This window comes from Brevibacillus porteri (assembly GCF_003013475.1).
Taxonomy (GTDB): Bacteria; Bacillota; Bacilli; order Brevibacillales; family Brevibacillaceae; genus Brevibacillus; species Brevibacillus porteri.
Genome location: NZ_PXZO01000053.1, coordinates 128,180 through 150,948, shown reverse-complemented (window position 1 = coordinate 150,948; position 22,769 = coordinate 128,180). Strand labels below are relative to the sequence as shown.

The 22,769-nt window shown below is 49.5% G+C and carries 17 protein-coding genes; 7 read left to right on the top strand and 10 right to left on the bottom strand.

Translation table 11 applies throughout. The features are described 5' to 3' along the window. Positions 1-2 precede the first annotated feature (2 nt). Positions 3-1,028, top strand: coding sequence for a ThiF family adenylyltransferase (locus tag C7R92_RS25540; protein ID WP_106836090.1), 1,026 nt, complete (start codon positions 3-5; stop codon positions 1,026-1,028). Positions 1,029-1,064: 36 nt separating this feature from the next. On the opposite strand, the gene C7R92_RS25535 is transcribed toward C7R92_RS25540, so the two are convergent. The 3 genes from C7R92_RS25535 to C7R92_RS25525 are packed head-to-tail and all read right to left on the bottom strand — an operon-like array spanning position 1,065 to position 4,579. Then, on the bottom strand, positions 1,065-2,147 hold the full coding sequence (locus C7R92_RS25535) for a sensor histidine kinase (protein ID WP_106836089.1): 1,083 nt from the start codon (positions 2,145-2,147) through the stop codon (positions 1,065-1,067). After that, positions 2,144-2,818, bottom strand: a complete 675-nt coding sequence (locus C7R92_RS25530) for a response regulator transcription factor (RefSeq protein WP_106836088.1) — start codon at positions 2,816-2,818, stop codon at positions 2,144-2,146. The genes C7R92_RS25535 and C7R92_RS25530 overlap by 4 nt, the downstream gene beginning before the upstream one ends. Positions 2,819-2,821: 3 nt before the next feature. Continuing rightward, a complete protein-coding gene (locus C7R92_RS25525) occupies positions 2,822-4,579 on the bottom strand; it encodes an ABC transporter ATP-binding protein (RefSeq protein WP_106836087.1) in 1,758 nt (585 codons plus the stop codon). 286 nt (positions 4,580-4,865) lie between these two features. Here C7R92_RS25525 and acnA point away from each other — a divergent pair, with 286 nt between their 5' ends. From acnA to C7R92_RS25500, 5 genes are all read left to right on the top strand, one after another. Continuing rightward, complete coding sequence (gene acnA, locus C7R92_RS25520) at positions 4,866-7,595, top strand: aconitate hydratase AcnA (RefSeq protein WP_069847632.1); 2,730 nt, start codon at positions 4,866-4,868, stop codon at positions 7,593-7,595. A gap of 236 nt (positions 7,596-7,831) precedes the next feature. Further along, positions 7,832-9,013, top strand: coding sequence for an alanine racemase (gene alr / locus C7R92_RS25515; protein ID WP_106836086.1), 1,182 nt, complete (start codon positions 7,832-7,834; stop codon positions 9,011-9,013). Positions 9,014-9,092: 79 nt separating this feature from the next. Continuing rightward, positions 9,093-10,685: an alkaline phosphatase family protein gene (locus C7R92_RS25510; protein WP_106836085.1), complete on the top strand. Its 1,593-nt coding sequence runs from the start codon at positions 9,093-9,095 to the stop codon at positions 10,683-10,685. Positions 10,686-10,798: 113 nt separating this feature from the next. Then, positions 10,799-11,605, top strand: coding sequence for a DUF2785 domain-containing protein (locus C7R92_RS25505; protein WP_106836084.1), 807 nt, complete (start codon positions 10,799-10,801; stop codon positions 11,603-11,605). A gap of 71 nt (positions 11,606-11,676) precedes the next feature. Beyond that, positions 11,677-12,000, top strand: a complete 324-nt coding sequence (locus C7R92_RS25500) for a DUF3892 domain-containing protein (RefSeq protein ID WP_017250483.1) — start codon at positions 11,677-11,679, stop codon at positions 11,998-12,000. Between the two features lie 60 nt (positions 12,001-12,060). Here the strand turns inward: C7R92_RS25500 and uvrA are convergent, their stop codons facing one another. The 3 genes from uvrA to C7R92_RS25485 all read right to left on the bottom strand — a co-directional run bounded on the left by uvrA (position 12,061) and on the right by C7R92_RS25485 (position 15,923). Then, the gene (gene uvrA / locus C7R92_RS25495) at positions 12,061-14,502 is read right to left on the bottom strand and encodes an excinuclease ABC subunit UvrA (RefSeq protein WP_106836083.1); all 2,442 of its coding nucleotides are present in this window, start codon (positions 14,500-14,502) and stop codon (positions 12,061-12,063) included. A 275-nt stretch (positions 14,503-14,777) separates the two neighbouring features. Next, positions 14,778-15,281, bottom strand: a complete 504-nt coding sequence (locus tag C7R92_RS25490) for a DUF4188 domain-containing protein (protein ID WP_069847645.1) — start codon at positions 15,279-15,281, stop codon at positions 14,778-14,780. 9 nt (positions 15,282-15,290) lie between these two features. After that, positions 15,291-15,923 carry a TetR/AcrR family transcriptional regulator gene (locus C7R92_RS25485; protein ID WP_069847647.1) on the bottom strand — a complete coding sequence of 211 codons (633 nt, stop codon included), beginning with the start codon at positions 15,921-15,923 and terminating at the stop codon, positions 15,291-15,293. A 181-nt stretch (positions 15,924-16,104) separates the two neighbouring features. Between C7R92_RS25485 and C7R92_RS25480 the strand changes: the two genes are divergently transcribed. Beyond that, positions 16,105-17,070 carry an NAD(P)-dependent alcohol dehydrogenase gene (locus C7R92_RS25480; RefSeq protein ID WP_106836082.1) on the top strand — a complete coding sequence of 322 codons (966 nt, stop codon included), beginning with the start codon at positions 16,105-16,107 and terminating at the stop codon, positions 17,068-17,070. Positions 17,071-17,141: 71 nt separating this feature from the next. On the opposite strand, the gene C7R92_RS25475 is transcribed toward C7R92_RS25480, so the two are convergent. From C7R92_RS25475 to C7R92_RS25460, 4 genes are all read right to left on the bottom strand, one after another. After that, entirely contained in the window at positions 17,142-17,888 is a 747-nt protein-coding gene (locus tag C7R92_RS25475) for an IclR family transcriptional regulator (RefSeq protein ID WP_017250488.1), read from the bottom strand. 187 nt (positions 17,889-18,075) lie between these two features. Further along, positions 18,076-18,900: an aldo/keto reductase gene (locus C7R92_RS25470; RefSeq protein ID WP_069847650.1), complete on the bottom strand. Its 825-nt coding sequence runs from the start codon at positions 18,898-18,900 to the stop codon at positions 18,076-18,078. A gap of 78 nt (positions 18,901-18,978) precedes the next feature. After that, complete coding sequence (locus C7R92_RS25465; protein ID WP_106836081.1) at positions 18,979-20,616, bottom strand: hypothetical protein; 1,638 nt, start codon at positions 20,614-20,616, stop codon at positions 18,979-18,981. 36 nt (positions 20,617-20,652) lie between these two features. Then, a complete protein-coding gene (locus C7R92_RS25460) occupies positions 20,653-22,752 on the bottom strand; it encodes a phage tail protein (protein WP_244195819.1) in 2,100 nt (699 codons plus the stop codon). Positions 22,753-22,769: the final 17 nt, after the last annotated feature.

Here is a 22,769-nt window from a genome sequence, read left to right as displayed (position 1 = left end):
CCTTGGACACTCGCTATTCCCGTCAGACATTGTTTCATCCGATCGGGCGCAGTGGACAGGAAAAGCTCGGACAAAGCCGCGTAGCGATCGTCGGCATGGGAGCACTTGGAACTGTTCTCTCCAATCATATGGTCCGTGCTGGAGTAGGTTTTGTCCGCATCATTGACCGCGACTTCGTCGAGCCGAGCAACCTGCAGCGTCAAATGCTCTACGACGAATTAGATGCAGCCGAGCATTTGCCAAAAGCAATCGCCGCTCACGCCAAGCTGACAAAGATCAATTCAGCTGTCACGATCGAACCGATTGTCGCAGACCTCACCGCTTACAATGCAGAGGAATTGCTGGCAGATGTCGATCTCGTTCTGGATGCGACGGATAATTTTCAGGTGAGATATCTCGTGAACGATGTTTGCGTTAAGCATAGTATTCCGTGGGTGTACGGTGGTGCTGTGAGTGCGACTGGAACATTTACCGCGATTCGTCCGGGGATCACGCCTTGCTTGCGCTGTCTTTTCCCTGAAGCACCAAACCCGGGTGAGATGCCTACCTGTGACACGGCTGGCGTCATCGGACCAATCATTCACATCGTCGCCTCCTATCAGGCAACAGAAGCATTCAAGCTGTTAGTTGATGCAACGAATCAGCTTAATCCGAATTTGGAGCACTTTGAGATTTGGCATAACCGCCATCAGCAAATCAAGGTGGTCAATGCCCGCCGAGACGACTGTCCGACATGTGGGCACAAGCAATTTTCGTTTTTGCAGCCGGATACCCAGGATGGACAAGCCGTTTCGCTTTGCGGTCGAGACACCGTACAAATCTCGCCCGCCGATGCCATGACACTTGATCTGAATGCATTGGCTGATAGACTCTCCCCTTTGGGACAAATCGAGCAAAACAAATTTTTGCTGCGATTCCGTGTCGATACGTACACGCTCGTCATTTTCCCGGATGGTCGTGTCCTCGTGCAAGGCACAGATGACATTAGCCTAGCACGTTCGCTCCATGCCAAGTATATCGGCGCGTAACTGGTACCCGTAATGAAAATAAGCTGTCCCAGACCGTCATCCGGACGAAGGGGCAGCTTTTTTATCTGATTGAACAAATGTAATCGTAAACGTGGTACCAATCCCTACTTCACTCTCAACGACGATCGTGGCATGATGCAAATCGATTATTTTTTTCACGATTGCCAGTCCCAGGCCACTGCCCGAATTGGCTCGGTTCCGCGATGGGTCCGCCTTGAAAAACCTTTCGAAAATGCGCTCCTGATTTTCCTTGGATATCCCGATTCCCGAGTCGATTATTTTCACGAGTACTTCTCCGTTTACCCTCTCCAGCTTTACGTTAATTTTCCCGCCTGCCTCCGTGAATTTGATGCTGTTGCCAAGCAAGTTAGTCCAGACTTGGTTCAGCATATCTTCGTCGGCGACGATTTCGACTTTTTCCAAGTCTATGTCCATTTCAATCTCTTTCGCCATCCATTGCGGCTCGCATGCGAGGATGATTGCGCGTAGTTGCGTGTCCAGCCGATACCGCTTCCGCTCTAAATCATGCTGGATGCCCTCTAGCGCAGTGAGTTTAAGCAGATTGTCACTGATCTTGGACAGGCGCTTGCTTTCCGACTCGATAATCTCCAAGTAACGTTTACGATCTTCTGGGCTCAGTCTTTCATTATGCAGGGCGCGAGCAAACCCGCTGATCGACGTCAAGGGCGATTGAATTTCGTGGGAAACATTGGAGATAAACTCTTGCCGCAGCTTCTCCATCTCGTTTAATTGCTCCGCCACGTGGTTAATGCCCTCCACCAACTCCCCCCATTCGTGCGCCAGCTTGATATCGAGATTGACCCGAAAATCCCCCATGGCAATCCGTCTGAGCGCATCAATCAATGGTTGAAACCTGCCCCGATGTCTTGGCATGGTGAAGAAAGAAATGATCATGCCTATTCCAATAAACAGAATGCAGCTCAAAACTGAATTGACCAACGTTTTTACAAGATCATGGGGATCATAGTCCATATAGCCATAAAAGAGAGAGGTAATTCCGAATGCACCTAGCCCGCACAAAGCAAAAACAGCACATAAGCCCACTACGCCTGCGATTTTCAGCAAAACATGGGGACGTTCTGGCCTCCTCTTTTTCATACGACGATCTCCAAACGATAACCAAGTCCCCGGACTGTCCGGATCAAAAAGCCGTACATCGCTTCCGGAAATCGCTCCCGCAATCGGTTGATGTGCACGTCTACCGTACGTTCATTGCCTTCAAAATCATAGCCCCATATTTGTTCGATCAGCTGCTCGCGGGAGATGGTCTGCCCGGGATAGCTGGCCAGTTTGAACAGCAGCTCGAACTCCTTTAGTGGAATGCTCCATGTTTTCGTGCCACTGGCGACTGCAAACGTTTTACGATCAAGCAGCAGTCTTCCTGCTTGAACCTGATGCGAAGCGGCAATCCGGTAACGCTTGAGCAGCGCTTTTACCCGGACGACCAGCTCCTGCGGATCAAACGGCTTCACCAAATAATCGTCTGTCCCTAACTCGAAGCCTTTGATTTTTTGTGATGTCTCTCCCTTGGCAGTCAGCATGAGTAAGGGAAAATCGTAATGCTTGCGAAGCTTTCGACACAGCTCCCAGCCATCCATGTTCGGCATCATAATGTCAAGAATCACCAGTTGTGCCTGAACCGACTCTAGTTTATCCAGTGCCTCCTGTCCGTCTGCGGCTTCCACTATCGTAAAGCCTTCATTGCGCAAGAAGACGCTGACGAGCTCGCGAATATGCGGATCGTCGTCGACTACCATAATTGTGGTCACGTTCTACACCCTCTCTTTTACGAGCAATTGCTGACTAGCTAATTCACGGTACATCGCATGGGTTTGAAAAAGCTCTTCATGTGTACCCATCCCTGTGATTTTTCCCTTTTCCAAAAAGATGATTTGATCTGCTTCCACCACAGTCGACAAGCGATGGGCTATCACGAGGGTGGTACGTCCCTTCATCAAATTTTGCAACGCCTTCTGGACGATCATCTCGGAATTGCTGTCCAAGCTAGAGGTCGCTTCATCCAGCATCAAGATTTGCGGGTCACGAAGCAGTGCACGGGCAATGCCGATTCGTTGGCGCTGTCCGCCCGATAGCTTCATACCTCGCTCCCCTACTTCTGTTTCATAGCCATTCGGCAATTCTTCAATAAATTGATCCGCATAGGCCATCTTTGCCGCCTCCTTCAGTTCCTCCTCGCTAATCGTCCGTGAAATCCCGTAGCAAATATTTTCTCGGATGGTTCCTGCGATCAAAGGACTTTCCTGGGATACGTAGCCGATTTGACTTCTCCATGACTTCAAGGAAAAATCCGTGATGGGATCATTGCCCAGCCTGATTTCTCCATTCAGTGGCTGATAATACCTTTCGACCATTGAAAACAACGTCGTTTTGCCGCTGCCGCTCGGCCCGACAATCGCATTTACTTTTCCGGCCCCAATCGTAAAGCTGACATCGTCAAGAATCGTTTCCCCGTTCTCATACGCGAAGCTAACATGATTCACATGAATCGGCAGCCCTGCGTTAGCAAGGGTCCGTCCTGCCAGAAGATCTTCTTCCTCTGCTTCCAGTGTCGCAATGATTCTCTCTGTTGCCCCCATGGCCTTTTGCAAGGAGGTGAAAAACTGTGTGAATTGCCCCAGCGGTATGACAATTTGCACCAGATACAAAATAAACGCGACCAGCTCACCAGCTGTCAATGCTCCCGAGGACACCCGCATGCCGCCATAGCCGATGACAACCACGAGCAGCACCATCAGGATAAAGGACATTAACGGTCCAATGATGGCTTGGACTCTTCCTTCTCTCAACCCGAATCGGAACAGGTTTCCGATTGCCTTTGTCCCCATCCCCAATTCGTACACCTCGGCATTGGAGGATTTTACGAGCCGCATCTCCTGAAGCACCTGATTCATGATCGTTGTAAAGCTCGCAGTCTCATCTTGCAATCCTTTTGAAATTTTGTACATTTGGCTGCCAAGCGGCATGAGAATCCCCATGCACAACGGAACAGCAACGAGCATCGTTAAGGTCATTTGCCAATCGAGGTATAGCAACGTCACGACGGAACCAACAATCGTGATCAATCCGGTGAAAAAGCTGGACAATTGATCACTAATCAGGCTTTTCACGACGCCCGTATCGTTGGTCATTCGACTGATCGTCTCACCTGTCCGGTTGTTGTCATAATAAGAGATCGGCAGGACGAGGAGCTTTTTCCAGAGTCGTTCACGGAGCGAAGCTACCACACTTTCGCCAACATGGTTTAATAAGTAGATGGACAGCCCTCCCGCAATGGCTTGTGCAACAAAAGCGACGACCAAAAGCACAATTTGTCCTGTCGTGATCGTAGCTAGGGAAAAGCTGTCGACCAAGTCTTTTGTAAAGAGCGGAATCACTAAAGTAACCAGTGTGGTGGCGATGCTCATGAACAATGCGACACCGATTTTTAGCTTGGATGGTTTTGTTTCCTTAATTAATCGAAAGAAAGGCCTCCAGTTTCCCCATTTCGCTACGCGATTGGTCTGTTCCATTCGTTATTTCTCCCCTTTTTCCTCACTCATTTCTCTTGCAAGAGATAAGATACTGCATGAATGTAAACGAAATATAAACGGGATAATAATTGAAGTGCGTGCAATTTTCTTCTTTATAATAAGAAGACGTTCGTGATCCACTTTTCTTTACCTATGATTTTTGTATAATAATGATGAATTTGGGGTAGAAGCCGGGAAACAAATCGTATATAATAGGTTCGTATGAAGAAACGAAACAACGTTTCACCTGGTGAAACTCCAAGTTATTATAGGGAGGTTGTATACATTGGCTAACAAAGATGCTTACAAAGTAAAGTCATCCCTGCAAGTAGGCGACAAGTCTTTTGCTTACTATCGCCTGCAAGGGTTGGAAGAACAAGGTTTGGGCGATGTTTCCAAACTGCCGTTCTCCATTAAAGTTCTGCTCGAGGCTGCTGTTCGTCAGTTCGACGGCCGTGCAATCACGAAAGAACACGTACAACAATTGGCGACCTGGACAAAAGGCCGCGACGAAAACCAAGAAGTACCTCTCATGCCTGCTCGTATCGTACTGCAAGACTTCACTGGTGTACCAGCTGTAGTTGACTTGGCAGCAATGCGCATCGCGATGAAACGCGCTGGTGGAGATCCAAAACGAATCAACCCATTGGTTCCAGTTGACCTCGTTATCGACCACTCCGTCATGGTTGACGATTTCGGTAACGCGTCCGCTCTGGACAACAACATGAAATTGGAATTCGAACGCAACCAAGAGCGCTACCGCTTCCTGCGTTGGGCACAAACTGCGTTTGACAACTTCCGTGCGGTTCCTCCAGCTACCGGTATCGTTCACCAAGTAAACTTGGAGTACCTCGCTACTGTAATCGCTACTCGCGAAGTTGATGGCGAATTGGTTGCTTTCCCTGACTCTCTCGTAGGTACTGACTCCCACACCACTATGATCAACGGTCTTGGTGTTCTTGGATGGGGTGTTGGTGGTATCGAGGCAGAAGCAGGAATGCTCGGCCAACCTCTGTATTTCGTAACGCCAGAAGTAGTTGGTTTCAAACTGACTGGCACACTGAATGCTGGTGCAACTGCAACTGACCTCGCTCTGACTGTTACGCAAATGCTGCGTAAAAAAGGCGTTGTAGGTAAATTCGTGGAGTTCTACGGACCAGGCCTGTCCAACATCTCGCTGGCTGACCGCGCTACCGTAGCGAACATGGCACCTGAGTACGGCGCTACAATGGGCTTCTTCCCAGTAGATGCTGAGACAATCAACTACATGCGTCAAACTGGTCGTGAAGAAGACCTCATCTCCTTGGTTGAAACTTACACCAAAGCACAAGGCCTCTTCCGTACTGACGAGACTGTTGACCCAGTATTCTCCGAAACATTGGAACTGGATCTGTCCACTGTCGTACCTAGCTTGGCTGGTCCAAAACGTCCTCAAGACCGCGTAGAACTGACTGCTATGAAGGAATCCTTCAATAACAGCTTGCGTACGCCGATCGACAAAGGCGGATTTGGTCTCTCCGAAGAGAAAATCGCAGCTAGCGCACCAGTTGCTTATGCAAACGGTGAAACAGCTACGCTGAAAACAGGTGCAGTTGTTATCGCAGCGATCACTTCCTGTACCAATACATCAAATCCTAGCGTAATGCTGGGTGCAGGTATCCTGGCGAAAAAAGCTGTGGAAAAAGGCCTGAAAAAGCCTGCTTTCGTAAAAAGCTCCCTGGCTCCAGGTTCCCGCGTAGTTACGCAATACCTGACTGACGCTGGTCTGATCGACTCCTTGGATGCTATCGGATTCAACGTAGTAGGTTATGGTTGCACCACTTGCATCGGTAACTCCGGTCCATTGCCAGAGGAAACCAGCAAAGCAATCGCTGACGAAGATCTGACAGTTGCAGCGGTACTCTCCGGTAACCGTAACTTCGAAGGCCGTATCCATGCACAGGTAAAAGCGAACTACCTCGCTTCTCCTCCATTGGTTATCGCCTATGCACTGGCAGGTACTGTAGATATCGACCTGACTACAGAGCCAATCGGTACTGGCAAAGACGGTCAACCTGTATTCTTGAAAGACATCTGGCCTTCTCCACAAGAGATCGCAGCTGCAATGGACAAAGCTATGAATCCTGCTCTGTTCCGCGCTGAGTACGGCCAAGTGTTCACGCAAAACGAAGCTTGGAACAAAATCGACGTTCCAACTGGCGACCTGTACGAGTGGGATGAAAAATCCACGTACATCCAAGAGCCGCCATTCTTCCAAAACCTGGCTGGAGAAATCGCTAAAATCGCAGACATCAAAGCAGCGAACACGATCGCACTCTTCGGTGATTCTGTGACAACTGACCATATCTCCCCAGCTGGTAACATCTCGCCAACTAGCCCAGCAGGTCTGTATCTGCAAGCAAACGGCGTAGAGCGCAAAGACTTCAATTCCTACGGTGCTCGTCGTGGTAGCCACGATGTAATGATGCGCGGTACATTTGCAAACATCCGTATCCGCAACCAAGTAGCTCCTGGAACTGAGGGCGGCGTAACCAAATACTTGCCAACTGACGAAGTAATGTCCATCTACGATGCTTCCATGAAGTATCAAGCAGACGGTACTCCACTCGTTGTACTGGCTGGTAAAGAGTACGGTACTGGTTCTTCCCGTGACTGGGCAGCAAAAGGTACATTCCTCTTGGGTATCAAAGCGGTTATCGCTGAGAGCTTCGAGCGTATCCACCGTGCTAACCTGGTTGGTATGGGCGTTCTGCCTCTGCAATTCGCTGGTGACCAAAGCTGGAAGTCTCTCGGCATCGACGGTACTGAGTCCTTCAACATTGTAGGCCTCTCCGATGATGTTCAACCTGGCCAACGCGTAAAAGTAGAAGCTACTAAGAAAGACGGCAGCACTTTCGAATTCGAAGCAATCGTGCGCCTCGATTCCATGGTAGACGTAGACTACTACCGCAATGGTGGTATCCTGCAAACGGTTCTGCGTCAATTGCTGGATGAAGGTAAACCAGTAACTGCGTAAGCAAACGATTAAAAAATAAGTTCGTATCAGCACCCACCCAACGAAAAGAGCAGACTCCGAGTATTCGGCAGTCTGCTCTTTTTACGTTTCCAGCCAGACACATGGTTGTCGTTTGCAGGCCTCTACACATGGCCTGCTTTTTATTATCTCTTCCCGGTAGGCCACGCTTAAGTGGAAGATACGGTGAATACGCATGGAAGAGGGAACCGTTTGCCAGAAAAAGGGAGGGATTCGTGATGAAACAGTTGTTTCGCGAAACCTGGATTGAGGTAAATCTCGATGCCATCAAGAAAAACATTCGAGCGATACGTCGGCATATTCCTAAACAGACGAAAATCATGGCGGTTGTAAAAGCGAATGCCTATGGCCATGGTTCTGTTGGAGTAGCCCGCCATGCCCTCGAAAACGGGGCTACTTCCCTCGCTGTCGCCATTCTGGAAGAAGGTATCGTCTTACGAAAGGCAGGAATTGTAGCCCCTATACTCGTGCTGGGATTCACTCCTCTTTCACGTGTCAAAGAGGCGGTCGCCTGGAATATTGAGCTGTCTGCCTTCCAGACTGATTGGATCAAAAAAGCCGATAAAATTGTCAAATCAACAGCTTTCTCCAATCGTCTGAACATCCATATCAACATCGATACAGGTATGGGACGTTTGGGCGTACGGACAAGATCTGGGTTGCTTTCAGTCGTGAAGGCCTTAACGTCAAGCTCTTCCCTTGCATGGACCGGAATCTTCACTCATTTTTCCACTGCGGATGAACCCGATCACACATTGACCAAAGCGCAACACGAGTTGTTTGTTCAATATCTTCGTTATCTGAAGGAAAAAGGGTTCGAGCTTCCGACCGTACACATGTGCAACACCGCTGCTACCATTGCTTTTCCCGCATACAGCGCCGATATGATCCGCCTCGGAATCGGCATGTATGGGCTGTATCCATCCACTTATATCCGACAACTCAATCGCGTCAAGCTCGTTCCGGCACTCAGCTTGAAATCGCGCTTCTCCTATGTAAAGACCATGCTGACGCCACCGTATACGATCAGTTATGGTGCTACATACATAGCAAAGCGCGGAGAGGTCATCGGGACGATTCCAATCGGTTATGCCGATGGTTATTCCCGCGCACTCTCTAACCGGGGATTTGTTCTGTATCGAGGCAGACGGTTGCCGATCGCAGGGCGAGTGACGATGGATCAGATGATGGTCAGCTTGGGAGAAGGCAGTGGAAAGCAAGGCGATGAAGTCGTGATTTACGGCAAGCAAGGAAACCGTGAGATTACTGTCGATGAGATTGCCGAAATGCTCGGGACGATCAACTATGAAGTCGTTGCCACCCTTAGTAATCGCATCCCTCGCTTGTTTTTGGAAAAAGGGGTGGTTGTCGAGATCTCTCATCTGTTGCCGGAAGGTTAAATGAGGCAGGCTTGGTGAATAATTTTTCCGCGAAAACAAAAAATAGGGAAAATCAAATTCGCAAAAAAGGAATGGAAACATGAAGTCGCGATTCACATACGCCATCCTTCTCCTGTTGGCGCTGAGTCTGACTGTGATCAGCTGCAAGCCAGACTCAGCCTCCCAAATCCGTCAGCATAGCCTTAAGGCTCAACCCTCAGCTGAGAGAAATAAATCGCAAAAGCCTGTCCTGCTCATTCTCATTGATTCGTTAATGGACAAACCACTTCAAGAAGCGATCCGGCAAGGTCGCGCTCCTGCTTTAGGTTATTTGCTTGCAAACGGGCGCTATTACCCGCAAGTTGTGAGTTCTTTTCCCACCATGTCGGTAACTATCGACAGCACGCTCCTTACAGGAACGTATGCCAATGAGCATCATGTACCGGGATTATCCTGGTTCAGCAACAAGGAAAAGCGGATGATTTATTACGGGTATGGTCCCAAAGAAGGTCTGAAGATCGATCAGCCCCAAGTGCTGCTAGATATCCTTCATCAATTGAACCTGGTCCAGCTCAATCGTGATACGAAAACCATCCATGAAGAATTGGCGGAAAAAGGCAAGGATACTGCTTCCATCAATGCTATTCTATGGCGAGGCAAAACGCCGCACGCCTTACAAATCCCCCGTCTCATTGATTTCGGCACGCGTTTGCCAGACGAACTGAATGTGACCGGACCAAAACTGATGTCGTATGCAGCATTTGTCCAGCTGGATCCGAATCAAAAGAGTGAAAAGCGCATTTGGCGAAAATACGGGATGAATGATGAGTTTTCCGCGCAGGAGGCTGCCTATCTCATCGCCAACAAGAAGCTCCCGCCTCTTACCATCACCTATTTGCCGGAAAATGATATGGAAGTACATAAGAATGGCCCCGCTACGATCGAAGGAATTGAAAAAGCGGATAAAGCGCTTCAAGCCGTACTCGATGCATTTGGATCTTGGGACAAGGCACTCAAAGAAGCGCGGTGGATCGTCATGGGAGACAGTGCCCAGAGTGCTGTTCTGGATGATCGCAAGGCCGCTACCATTGACTTGCGCAGCTTATTGACCGACTATCAAATAGCCAAAATCAGTCAGCCTGTCACACCCGCTGACCAAATCGTGATTTCGGCCAACGAACGGATGGCCTATATTTATGCCCTGGACTCGCGTATTCCGTTATCCGATATCGTAAAACGTTTGCAGCGTGAACCAAAGCTGGACATCCTTGCAAGAAAGGAAGACAAAAAGATTATCGTTACAGCAGGCAAAATCAACCGAGAGTTTAGCTATCAACCAAACGGTCCCTTTACCGATCCATATGGGCAAACATGGACCTTCAGCGGCGATCCTCGTCTGCTCGATATGACCATGAACAAGAACCGGATCACGTATGGGAAATATCCGGACGTTTTGGCGAGGCTCTACGGTGCGATGAATTCGCATGAAGGCAGATATGTGGTCGTTACTGTTCAACCAGGGCATGAGCTCATTACCGAAAGTTCTCCCACCCATATCGGCGGAGCGGCACACGGTTCCTTGCACGAGGTAGATTCACTCGTTCCCCTGCTGGTAACCGGGATCGCCACAGGACCCCAAACTTTGCGTATCGTCGACTTGAAAGATTGGCTGCTACGCCTGACAACCGAATGAGCGAATCAGCTTTTAGAGAAAGGGCAGTATCGGCAAATCTGCCCTCTTCTCTTTTTATTTCGCCGCCGTCTCCAGCAATGTTGTAAAATTAAGAAAATAAAGGAGCTGAGAAGATGTCATTAAAAGAAACCTTGCTCGCGATTCGGGCGAATAGCTTTCTGGCGCCGCCACATGCTTTTGAATTGGCGCTCGAAATGGTTACGCACATCGGTTCCCCCGATCCCCAACTGCGTGATGAGCTCATCTATTCCACGTTTTCTCATTGGATAGAGGAAGGTGTGCTCTCCCCTGAACAGCTACAAGAGCTGCTAGCGATTGCACTCGACGACCAGCATTTATTTTATCGCATAGGTGAAAATGGGACTGACTCGGTATTCACGCGCTCCTTTTCCGTTTTATTGCTCCCCCTTATCCTGATCCTGCATCGGAATCATCCTTTTCTCGCCAAAGAAGCGATCCTTTACGTGAAAGACAAACTTTTCGCTTACATACGGCAAGAAACAGACCTGCGAGGCTATGTGGAAGAAAAGGGCTGGGCACATGCTACCGCTCATGCTGCTGACGCTCTCGATGACCTGGCCCAATGCAGTGAACTGGATCAGACTGACCTGAAGCAAATTCTCGGAGTCATCCGCGAAACAATCACAGGGGCGAAATCAGTTTATGCGCACGAAGAAGATGAGCGCTTGGTGACTGCTGTCCTTTCTGTCTGGAATCGTGATGAACTCTCCTTGGATGATATCGATGGATGGGTTCGGAGTTTTGCGAATCGTTTGGATAGTAGCTATTCAATCGAAGCGTATACGGGGCGAATCAATGCGAAAAACTTTTTGCGGAGCCTGTACTATCGCATCCACGACCAGGAAAAATATAAGCGGATAGCAGCGACCTTACTTCCTCTTAGTGCACAGCGAGCATAGTCCCCGAAAGCAAAAAACGAATGCATGTTCTCCTTTGTTTTAGGCACCCTACTGATGAGGAGGGATGATGCATGGATCAACGGAGCTTTGAACAAATTTATGAGGCCTACAAAAATGCTGGAGAACAACAGGCGATCCAGGAAAATGGAGATAACAGCCCACTGACGAATACAGGAAAAGAGCAAATCGTGGCTGTCAGGAAAAACGACGATGGAGACTTGATCGCCTTTAAAACAGACACAGGCCGTGAGCTCGACTATATCACCGCACTCAACGATGCAAAGGCTGGCAAGCTGGCTCATGTAGACGTGTTTCACAAGTATGGGAGAGACATTCTGCGGAGTGAGCCAGACGGAATCAAGGAAAACAATTTGGATCGTCTACCTGACTTTTGACGGAAAAAAGGTCGCCCACAGCAGAATCGGGGCGACCTTTTTGTATCGACGCGTATTGGATTAGTGGATAAACTTTCCGGTAATCGACTCTTTCGTGGCCGCCACTTCTTTTGGTGTCCCGCTCGCAACCACGTTCCCTCCAGAACTACCGCCTCCAGGTCCCATATCAATCACCCAGTCAGAAGCGGCGATCAATTCTGTGTTGTGCTCGACCATAAATACGGTATTTCCGGCGTCGACCAATTTGCTCAAGAGGACATGGAGCTTCTCGACGTCAATTGGATGCAGTCCTGTCGATGGCTCATCCAGTAAGTACAGCGTATGCCCTGTAGAAGATGCACTCAGCTCCCTAGCCAGCTTCAACCGTTGTCCTTCACCACCGGACAAGGTCGTCACGGACTGCCCCCATTGCAAGTAGCCGAGTCCTACCTCACACAGCAGGGTCAGCAATTGCATCATCTTCTTTTGCTCGCTGAACAGGGAGAGGCTCTCCTCAATACTAAGCATCAATATATCGGAAATGGAATAGCCTTGGTACGATACCTCCAAGACCTCTGAACGAAATCTTTTTCCGCGACAATCCGGGCAGACGACCTGTAAGTTGGATAGAAAGTGCATGTCCACTTCCACTCGCCCCAGTCCCTCGCATCGCTCACATCTTCCGCCCGGCGTATTAAATGAAAAGTGTTTGGCATCCAAACCACGCTTTTTGGCTGCGGGCAAGGCAGCGTATATTTTGCGTAAGAGCGTGTACAAGTCGACGTACGTGGAGACATTGGAGCGCTGCATGCGTGATAGCGGCGACTGATCCACTGTTATGACGCTTTGAATGGCTTCGAGTCCTGTAATTGCGCGGCATCCTGCTGCTTTTCCCGTTCGCTTCTCGGCAGCAGCTGCCAGCAAATCGTAGACGAGTGTCGATTTACCCGAGCCAGAGACACCCGAAACTGCTACCAGCCTTCCCAGTGGGAACGCTACCGTCACATCCCGTAAATTGTGCAACGTGGCCCCTTCAATCGTAATCCACTCGCCTGTTCCCTTGCGCTCTTTGGACGACAGCACTCTCTGTTCTTTCAAGTAGCGGCCTGTGACAGAATGCGGTTGGTTCAGCAATTCTTTCAGCGAACCTTGCCCGACGATTTCGCCGCCAAAACGTCCTGCTCCTGGCCCCACATCAATCACGTGATCCGCTTCTTGAATGACTCGTTGGTCATGCTCGATGAGCAGCACAGTGTTGCCCAAATCACGCAGCTCCTTCATGACCTTCACGAGTCCATCCGTGTCCTTTGGATGTAATCCCGATGTTGGTTCATCCAGCAAATAAAGTACACCCGTCAAGCCAGAGCCGAGAATGGAAGCGAGCCGCAATCGCTGTGCTTCACCGCCAGAAAGAGAGATGGCCTGTCGATCGAGGGTCAAGTAGCCCAGCCCCACATGGATGACGCGCCTGATCTTGATGAGCAAATCATGAAGGACAGCCTCCAAAATCGTGTCTCCTTCACGGACAGCTCGTACAAGCACACTCTCCACCCAATCCCCCAGCTCCTCCAATGAGCTCTTGGATAGGCTCGGCAGGGTCCTCCCTTCCACTGTAACGAGGCGACTCTCCTCCTTTAACCTCTCACCATGGCAGTCGTGACAAGGCTGGGTCAGAAAGTAAGCAGCTTCACCCGATTGTCCGTCTTTTTCCTTATAGCGTTGCCACATCCCTGTGATCACACCTTTAAACCTTCCCTTTCCTACCGTTTTCGGAGGCTGAACAGAAGGGAAGTGTCGAGAAAACTCCTCGCTCTCCACGCCATATTTGAGCAAATCCCACTGCGCTTCGTTGTACTCGTTCAAAGGCAGATTCATCGACAAGCCGTAATGTTTTCCTGCCGCCTCCATCACGCTGGCCTGATATTCATTAATCGCCTCGTACCAAAAGGTAACAGCTCCTTCCCGAATGCTCTTTGTTTCATCAAACACGGCTTCCACATCAATATCGACGACCGTCCCCAATCCACTGCAAGTCGGGCAAGCACCTTGGGGCGTATTAAACGAAAAATCTGCTTTGGTCAGAGGGAAATGAATATAGGCACATACCGGACACGTGACGGCTTCTGTTTCTTTGCCATTGGCAGCAGATGCTATTGGTGCGTGACACTTCTGGCAGTGTCTCTCCCCCTTCTTTTCATAGACTGTCCGCAGATAGGTATACATGTCTGTAACGGTTCCCACTGTCGATCGAGGATTACGGTTGGTCACATGTTGACTGATTGCAATGGAGGGAGACAGTCCCTCGATCGAATCCACGCGAGGCTTCGCTAGTGATTCAGATGACATTCCACTGGACTCCATATATTGTCGTTGGCATTCTCGTTGCAGAATATCAAGTGCCAGTGTCGATTTACCCGATCCAGATGGTCCGGTTACCACCACGAGACGATGCTTGGGAATCTCGAGAGAAATGTTTTTCAAGTTGTTTTCTCTTGCTCCCCGAATGCGAATCAAGTCTTTCATGCAAAAAACCTCCTTCATGATTGAAATGTCAGTCCCTTTCGCTGACGAAGACCGACCTGCTTGATCTACTATACAACATTCATGCAAGTGCCAAGGTTACTGCAAAAACGACCCTTTTACTACTGCTAGAAAGACGAAGTATCACGTCATGGAGCTTTAATGTTTTTCTCGAACAAAACGACCCTCTCTTCCTTAGACCTTGCAGCAGTTGGACACTCAGTCCAATGCTGCATCGCTCAAAAAAGAAGAAAGGGCCGCTTGTTTGCGACAAGCTTTTATTGTGTAGGAGAAGGTACCGCTGGCTCGTTCTCACCGCCCAAACGCCGGCGTGCCGTCTCCCTTTTTCCCACTGCCGGTAGATGCTCACCTGCCTTGGCCAATCCCCAGACAGGCATATTTCCGTAAAGGCATTCGTATTTTCCAGCATCAACCAAGTACGTCTCGTGAAAAATCCCAACCGTTCCATCCGTTCCTACCGCTTGGTTGAACTTCTTCCAAGCGCTCAAATGATTGTGGCTTTTTCTCGCGTAATTTTCCAAGTGCTCATAGGATCGCCAGTACTGGATTTGGGTGATTTCACGCAGATTAAAATGCGAAGTGTGACCCAACAGTCCGAGCTCCGGGTGCTGATACAACTCTCGCATCATGCCTCCCATGGCGTTGGCTACTGGCATCCATTTGTGAACCGCCAGCCTACGATTGATTCGCATCCCGATGATAAATACGACGAAAGGTCCTTCCATTTGTGCTGTAAAACGCCCCGGAACTACTTTTGCCATCCGACTCCCCTACCTTATCAAAGATTTGAGGTGCAACTCGTAAAACGCCATATAATCAGACACATGAAACAAATGTGCAGTCAGATAGGCTCCGTAAAAGATCGAGAATAGCAAAATAACGGCCTCTTCCTCCGACAAGTGAAGGGCAAGCTGTCCATCTTCGGCTGCTTCTTGCACGCACTTTTGCAACATTTCATGCAGATCAGTAGCTCGAATGGCTTCTCTCTCCTCTTCCTCGGGGAAGCGCAAATACAATTCAGCATCAGATAAAAGTGGGACACACGGGTGCATTTGTTGCTCGGCTAAAAAGCTGATAAGGCTAAGCATGATCCCAGGTTGCTTCTCACTATCGCGTGTAACCTTGGCAAAAATATGCCGAACGGCTTCCCATCCCCTCTTACCTGTACTCCGCAACTCAACAAAGCACTCTGCTTGCCATATGCTCATGTAATAAATCAAGAGCTCTTCCTTTTGCGGGAAAAATTTAAAGAATGTGACCTTCGACACCTCTGCTCGTTCGCAAATGTCATCCACTAGGACATTTCGGAAGCTCCCGTCGCCTATCAGCTCCAAGGCAGCGTCCAGAAGGGCGAATTTAGTTTTGGCTTTCTTTTTCTCGCGTAGCGATAATGCTTCTGCCATCTTGAACTCCTTTTTCCATATTTCTACTTTAAATTTATAATAGTATATAAATTAACTTAAGTAAAGTTTTTTATTCAAGTAAGCAAAAAAATCAGCTCTCCTATTCAAAAAAATGAAAACTTTAATCAAATGACTCCGTATAAAATAGGAAAACAGCCAAGGCTAATTGGAGGGCGAAGAGATGAAAGCGATCGTATACGAGCAATACGGACCGCCCAATGTCCTACAGCTCCGGGATGTCGCCAAGCCGGTACCAAAGGACGACGAAGTATTAATCAAAGTCTATGCTGCAACTGCCGCAGCGGGGGATTGGCGTTTACGCAAGGCAGATCCTTTCCTGGCACGTCTGTTCAATGGTCTGTGGAAGCCGAGGAAAATCAAGATTCTCGGCTTCGAATTAGCCGGGGTGGTCGAATCAACGGGCAGTGGTGTTTCTCAGTTTAAACCGGGGGATGCCGTCTATGCTGCCTGCGGAAACGGCTTCGGCGCGTATGCCGAATACAAATGCTTACCTGAGAACGGTTGTATTACGCTGAAGCCTGCGAACATGACGTTTGAGGAAGCAGCCGCGGTTCCGGTCGGTGCCTATACTGCCTTGCAATTTCTCCGGAAGGGCAATATCCAGCACGGCAGGCGTGTGCTCATATACGGTGCTTCTGGCAGTGTCGGGACGTATGCGGTACAGCTCGCCAAGCATTTCGGTGCGGAAGTGACCGGAGTATGCAGCACATCGAATGTGGAGCTGGTAAGATCGTTGGGGGCCGACCGAATCATCGATTATACAAAAGAAAACTTCGAGGACGACGATACGATCTACGATATCATTTTCGATACGGTCGGAAAGAGTCCGTTTCAGGCATGCGTCGAGCGACTGACACCGAACGGTTACTACCTGCGAGCGGTCCATTTTAGCCCTCTGCCAATCGTTCGCGGTTTATGGACGAACATGACGAGTGGTAAGAAGGTGATTGGTGGGACCGCGAAGGAAAACGCGGAAGACTTGAGGTATGTAAAGGAGCTGATCGAGGCTGGCAAGCTGCGTGCCGTCATCGATCGCATTTATCAGCTAGAGCAAGCAGTGGAGGCCCACTCTTATGTGGAGTTGGGACATAAGAAAGGAAACGTGGTGTTAACCGTGCGACAATGATTACGCATTGATCGTTCAATAAATAAAGCCAGCCAAAACACATTCTCTTCGTGTTTTGACTGGCTTCTTCGTTATTTCATCATTTTCCCCATCCGATAGGCTGCTTCCATGATGTAAGGCGCGTATTGGCTCATTTTTTCAGGAGTCAGGCGGTTGGAAGGACCCGACGCTGCAATAGACGCTACCAATTGTCCGTTGCGGTTGAATATCGGGACGGCTACGGCTGCTGTTCCCAGCTCCCGTTCCTCCACGCTAGTCGCGAAGCCTTGCTTCCTGATTTGATCCAATTGCTCAATAAAAGACTCCTTGTTCACATAGTCAGGCCAATTCGGGTCGCTGATGACTTCCTGCAAAATGAAAGGCTCTGCATATGCCACAAGTACTTTGCTGGATGCCCCCACCGTGAGTGGCATACGCGCTCCGATTGGCGCCACCCTGCGAATCGGCTGCTTGCTTTGGACTGCCTGTACGCGTATCCGCTCGTTTCCATCCCGCACGTACAGACTGATTGTTTCCTCCACCAAATCCCGCAATCGCTCCATCTCCGGCAGCAGCAATATCGCTGGATCATCGTTTTGCGACAAATTGGCGGATAACTCCCAAACCCGAAACCCAAGTCGATACTTCTCCGTCTGAACATCACGTATCAGAAACCCTTTGTTCTCCAGCGTTGCCAGCAAACGATGCACGGTACTTTTATGCAAGGAGAGTCGACTCGCTATCTCACTCAGGCCCAGATCCGTAGCGTCTGTAAAACAGAGCAGGATATCCAAAGCCCGATCGACTGCCCGAACGTTTGCTTTTTGTTCTTCTTCCATAAGTGTTTGACACCTGCTTCCTACTTTGTTCCGATCGTTTCGTCTGATGAAACGAATATGCTACTTTTCAGTATACGAAAAAATAAAGCATAGTAAAGAGCGAATCCAAGGACCACCCAAAGACAGGAATGAAAAAAAGGGTAGCCGACCTGTTGCGGCTCCCCTTTTATGCCTTATCGTTGTCCCTTTAAAAATCAAAGTTATCTGGGTCTGGCCCAAACCGCTTGTTGTCATTTACGGCAGTGATTTTTTCTACATCCTCTGCGCTGAGGGAGAAGTCAAAAACATCTGCGTTCTGGCGAATCCGCTCTGGTGTGATCGACTTCGGAATCGTGACCACTTGGTTTTCCAAATCCCAGCGAAGCACAATTTGTGCAGGAGACTTGCCATATTTTTGTCCCAATTCCACCAAGAGAGGATGATCGAGGTTTCCTTGCATCAACGGGCTCCATGCTTCTAGTTGAATATGGTGCTCTTTGCAATACGCATGCAATTCTTTTTGGGTAAGCAATGGATGATACTCGACTTGGTTGACAACCGGAATGATCTCGCTATGTTGGCGTAAATCCTCGAGGTGGTGGCTATGAAAATTACTGACGCCAATCGCACGTACATATCCATCGCGGTACAGCTTTTCCAAAGCCCTCCATGTATCTACGTACTTGCCTTTTACGGGCCAGTGAATCAGGTACAAATCCAGCGTATCGATACTCAATTTTTTCATACTTTCATCAAAAGCCTTCAGCGTTGACTCGTAGCCTTGATCCGCATTCCACACCTTGGTCGTGATGAACAATTGATCGCGATCAATCCCGGCTTGACGGATTCCTTCGCCTACGCCGGCTTCGTTACCGTAGATGGCTGCCGTGTCTATACTGCGATAGCCCGCCTCAATCGCGGAACGGACGGCCAACGTTTCGTTTCCGTCTTTTGCCTTCCAGACACCCAGACCCAGCCAGGGCATCTTCACCCCGTTGTTCAAAACGGAATGATCTGTGATATGTGTTGCCATTGGATCTCCTCCCGTCTAACGCTGATATGTACTTACATTAAGAAAGTGTAGCATAAATACAGAATGAAGCAAACCTTGCTACTCTTGTGAATCTTGATGCGCCACGTCCTCTGTCTCAGCTGCCAGTGGTTTGATCGCCCACCACCTGATCCTTGCCCGATCTGTCTGAACAGGTCCCTTTACCTGAACGCCGATCCGAAACGTTCCTTTCTGCGGATAAACGATGACCCCTACGGCAAAATGCGCTGCATCTGTCGCATACTCTGAATCAACAAAAACACTACTATGCCCGTACATCACTTGCTCATGTTGGGAAAGCAACTCATCGATCACATCTGCATGAAAATCCTCGACTCCTGCACTGGCATACACGTTCCCTTTTCCGAGGGAGTGCTTGATCTCGTCAGAAAAATATCGATTGCCGATCCTGACTCCAAACGGCCAGTTGGACGAATATGGCTCAATCGGTATTTCCACCACGCCAGTTGCTACTTGTTCATTTGCCTTTCCGGGTCGGGGCAGACCAAGCTCAAACTGGTAGACGGACGCCAGATTATCGTAGCTCACATCAAACTGCGGCTTATCGCCTGCCGCGATTTCTTTCACACGCGTGGTCACCCGGAAGGAATCCGCATGGGACCCTTGCTCGACTTGCTTCCCCTTCTGTGCACGCAACGCAAGCTTTTGCAAAAGCGCTGGGGTATACACGTACTCACCAAACGGAACAGGAACAACCTTCTCAATGACATAGGTCGCATTCATTTGCAGCAAGCATACTTTTGCCAAATAAAGAAAAGGCTGTTCGTTTGCATGTGTCACCTGATCCAGCTTGCGATTGTAGTAATCGGACACGAGACGCTCTACCAGATCGTCTGGCGTGATTTCGATTTTTCCTACAGAACCGAGATCGGTATGCACCAAGCGATCGCCGAGTTGAACCTCTGCCTTGCCCCCCAGCACTGCCAGCTCCACCGTTCCACGATCCCAGCCAGCCTTGATCGGAATGGAGATGACGTAATCTGTCTCTTTCGCGTCAACAGGCTCTAAGAAGGATACACTACCGTCACTGCTCTCCAAGACTGTCAGCCCTGGTGCATCCAGCTTGTATTGGAATTGCACACGCGACGTTTGTACCGTCTTCTCAATGTGCAACTGTAAGGAAAATACTTCACCCGGATTGACGTATCGTGGGGTCGCCTGCCAGATGCGCACCTGTGGATCTGCAAATAGCAGCACTCTTTGCTCTACTAGTTGCACCCCTTCGATGGAAGCAGGATGTGGTGCCTCCTCTTTGATAAAAAGCCGATATCCTTCTGCCACTCGGTTGTATTCAGCCATTTCCTGCTCGACCGTTTCGGAGACGGAGAAGACCTGTTCTTTGCCTTTTTCATCATAGGACAAGCAGACGTACACATTTTTCGCGTAATCGTTGTTGCTAAAGCCTTCCATCATAGACAGCTTCAGCTTCACAGGCTCAGGAAGTACGATTTCCCTCCCGAGATAATCGAGAGCGACTCCAGCCTCGACCGAAATCTGCTTTTCGTCCACAGCGATCACTTGCAAACCGCATACCACTCCACCCCCGTGAAGCAAGCGATTGGTGAGTCGACGTTTGTCATTGAAATAGCGCTGTTCTGATTCGAAATCTCTGACGGTCAACAGCTTCCCTTTGAAATACACATTCCGTTCATGTGGAAAATAACGCAGATTCTTCATCTCGAACACCTCACTTTGCGTAAAAATCTCGGCTTCTTACTCCAGCTCTGCATCCAGGCCAATCCTCGTGTCATAATCGATTCGTCTGCTGCGGTCCTTCCCGCTTAGTACCGTGTTGTAAGGTATGGATAAATTTTGATCAAGCGTTAGGAACGACGGCTCTGTCAAATAAGAATTAATCCCCACGTAGCTATGGAAGTCGGCGTAGATGCCCGGGCGCAGAACGATGAGCTTCGCTTCTGTAAAAGCAGGCTTTTGATCTTCCAAAATCTTTTGCAGAACCGACTGCTCCCGCTCTGTTTTCGCGCATTCCTGTGAAACGATCAGGCAAAATTGATACGGATGATCCATGTACAAGGAAGAGATCAGCTCGTGCAGCTCCGGGATCGCCTTCATGTCCCTGATTTGAAAATACTCTACGATCATCGGGCGCTCCCCGGTATACAGCTCCACCATCTTTTCCAAGCCCGCACGAGTGCCCCGCTCTGCGTACAGCTCCGGCGCACGACGAATCAGCTCTCGTCGCTGCGCCTCTGTCCAATGCTCTTCCCTGCCCATTCCTAACCAGGAAGCGAGCCAAGGGACAAATTCACCAGGTGTCGTATCAGGATCGAACAACCGCGAGATGGTATCAATCTGTTCCTCCAGCTCCAAGTAAAACGTCCCGAAAAGGGAGAGGAAGCGCTCCAAAAAATCAGCACTGGCAGGTTCACTTTGATAAGTCGCTGGTAGATACCGCAAAAATGTGTCGCGCGGCGAGTAAATCCGCAATTGCCTGAGCAACGGGGAGTGACGATCAGTACCGAGCCATTCGATTTTGATCCATAAGTAACGACCTTTTGCTGAATGAAACAACGCATCTGAGGCGTTGATCACCGGCTTCGACCATAGATTGGCCGTCCTTTGCAGCTTGGTTTTCCAGTCCATATCGGGTGCCAGCAAAAAATCATCCAGGTTGTGTACGGCTCCATGAATCACATGCTCTTTTCGATCAGAAGAAAACGTCGAGATGAGTAATTGCGTTTCTTCCGGTATGTCTGCATCCAGCGTAAATTTATGCCACACCGTTTCAAATTCCGCGCTATCCAATGCACGAGAGAAGTAGATGCCCATCGGTATTCCGGTCGCATCCAAGGTGGACGTCCGCGAGACGAGCCTCAACATGGTCAAAACATTTTTCTGTGCGTCCCAAACATACAAACGTTGCTGCTTGTCAAAAACGAGCTTGTCTGCTCGTCCATGGTAGTTTGTTAGTGGTCCGAGTGCTTCTCCCGTTGGTTGAAACCGCAAAATGAATCGGGTATGATCATGAGCCGAATCGATGGAACGACTATCACCCACGTAGAGAATGGGACCTGGACCCACTGCAAATCCCGCGGGCTTGGTGCCTGACGGGATCGCCAGGCTGCACACATCGGAGCCTTCCGAAGAGAATCGAAACACTTGATTCGTCTGTGCCCAAAATAGATAGGCCTCGCCCGCTTCGGCAATGGACAGGCGAAACAACCTTCTTCGCCTGATCTCACGGAGTGTAGCTTTCTCTGTTACTTTCAATTCTGCATGCGCGTATGTAGCGTCTATTTTGCCTGCCCGATTCAGCCGAAGGACGACGACTTGTGTTCCCGCCGCGATTTCCTTCCGTTCGTTATCTCGATCTACGACCACAGGTGTCGTGATGTAAAGACGCCCTTCTTCATCTAGCCCTGCATCCAAAGGAAAAAATCGCTGTCCGTCCCCATCTTCCCAGCTCCAAACGCATTGGCCGTTGGCTATGGAATACGCTCCGACTTTTCGCCTCGCTTCGGGATCGATGATGTACACGTATTCATCGTCAGCGACGAGAAACGAGTCTTTGGAAAACAACCCGCGTCCAGCGCGAAACACCGTCTCCTTGAAGTTGTTGCTGTCATCGTAATGCGTGATATGCCCGCTTTCATCCAGCCAAAGCAACGAACCGACGCGTGCAATGGAAAAATCCAAGAGTCGAGAGTGATGTGTCGTCCCAGCTTGATGCACATGATCGATCACATATTCGGGCGATTTGTTCAGCGCGATCCCCTCGTTGGAGACGTGAAGGTTATACCAAGCCCCCCGCTGCCAATCGGACGGATTGTTCAGGGAAAAGAAACGATTCATTGTATCCACGCCCACTC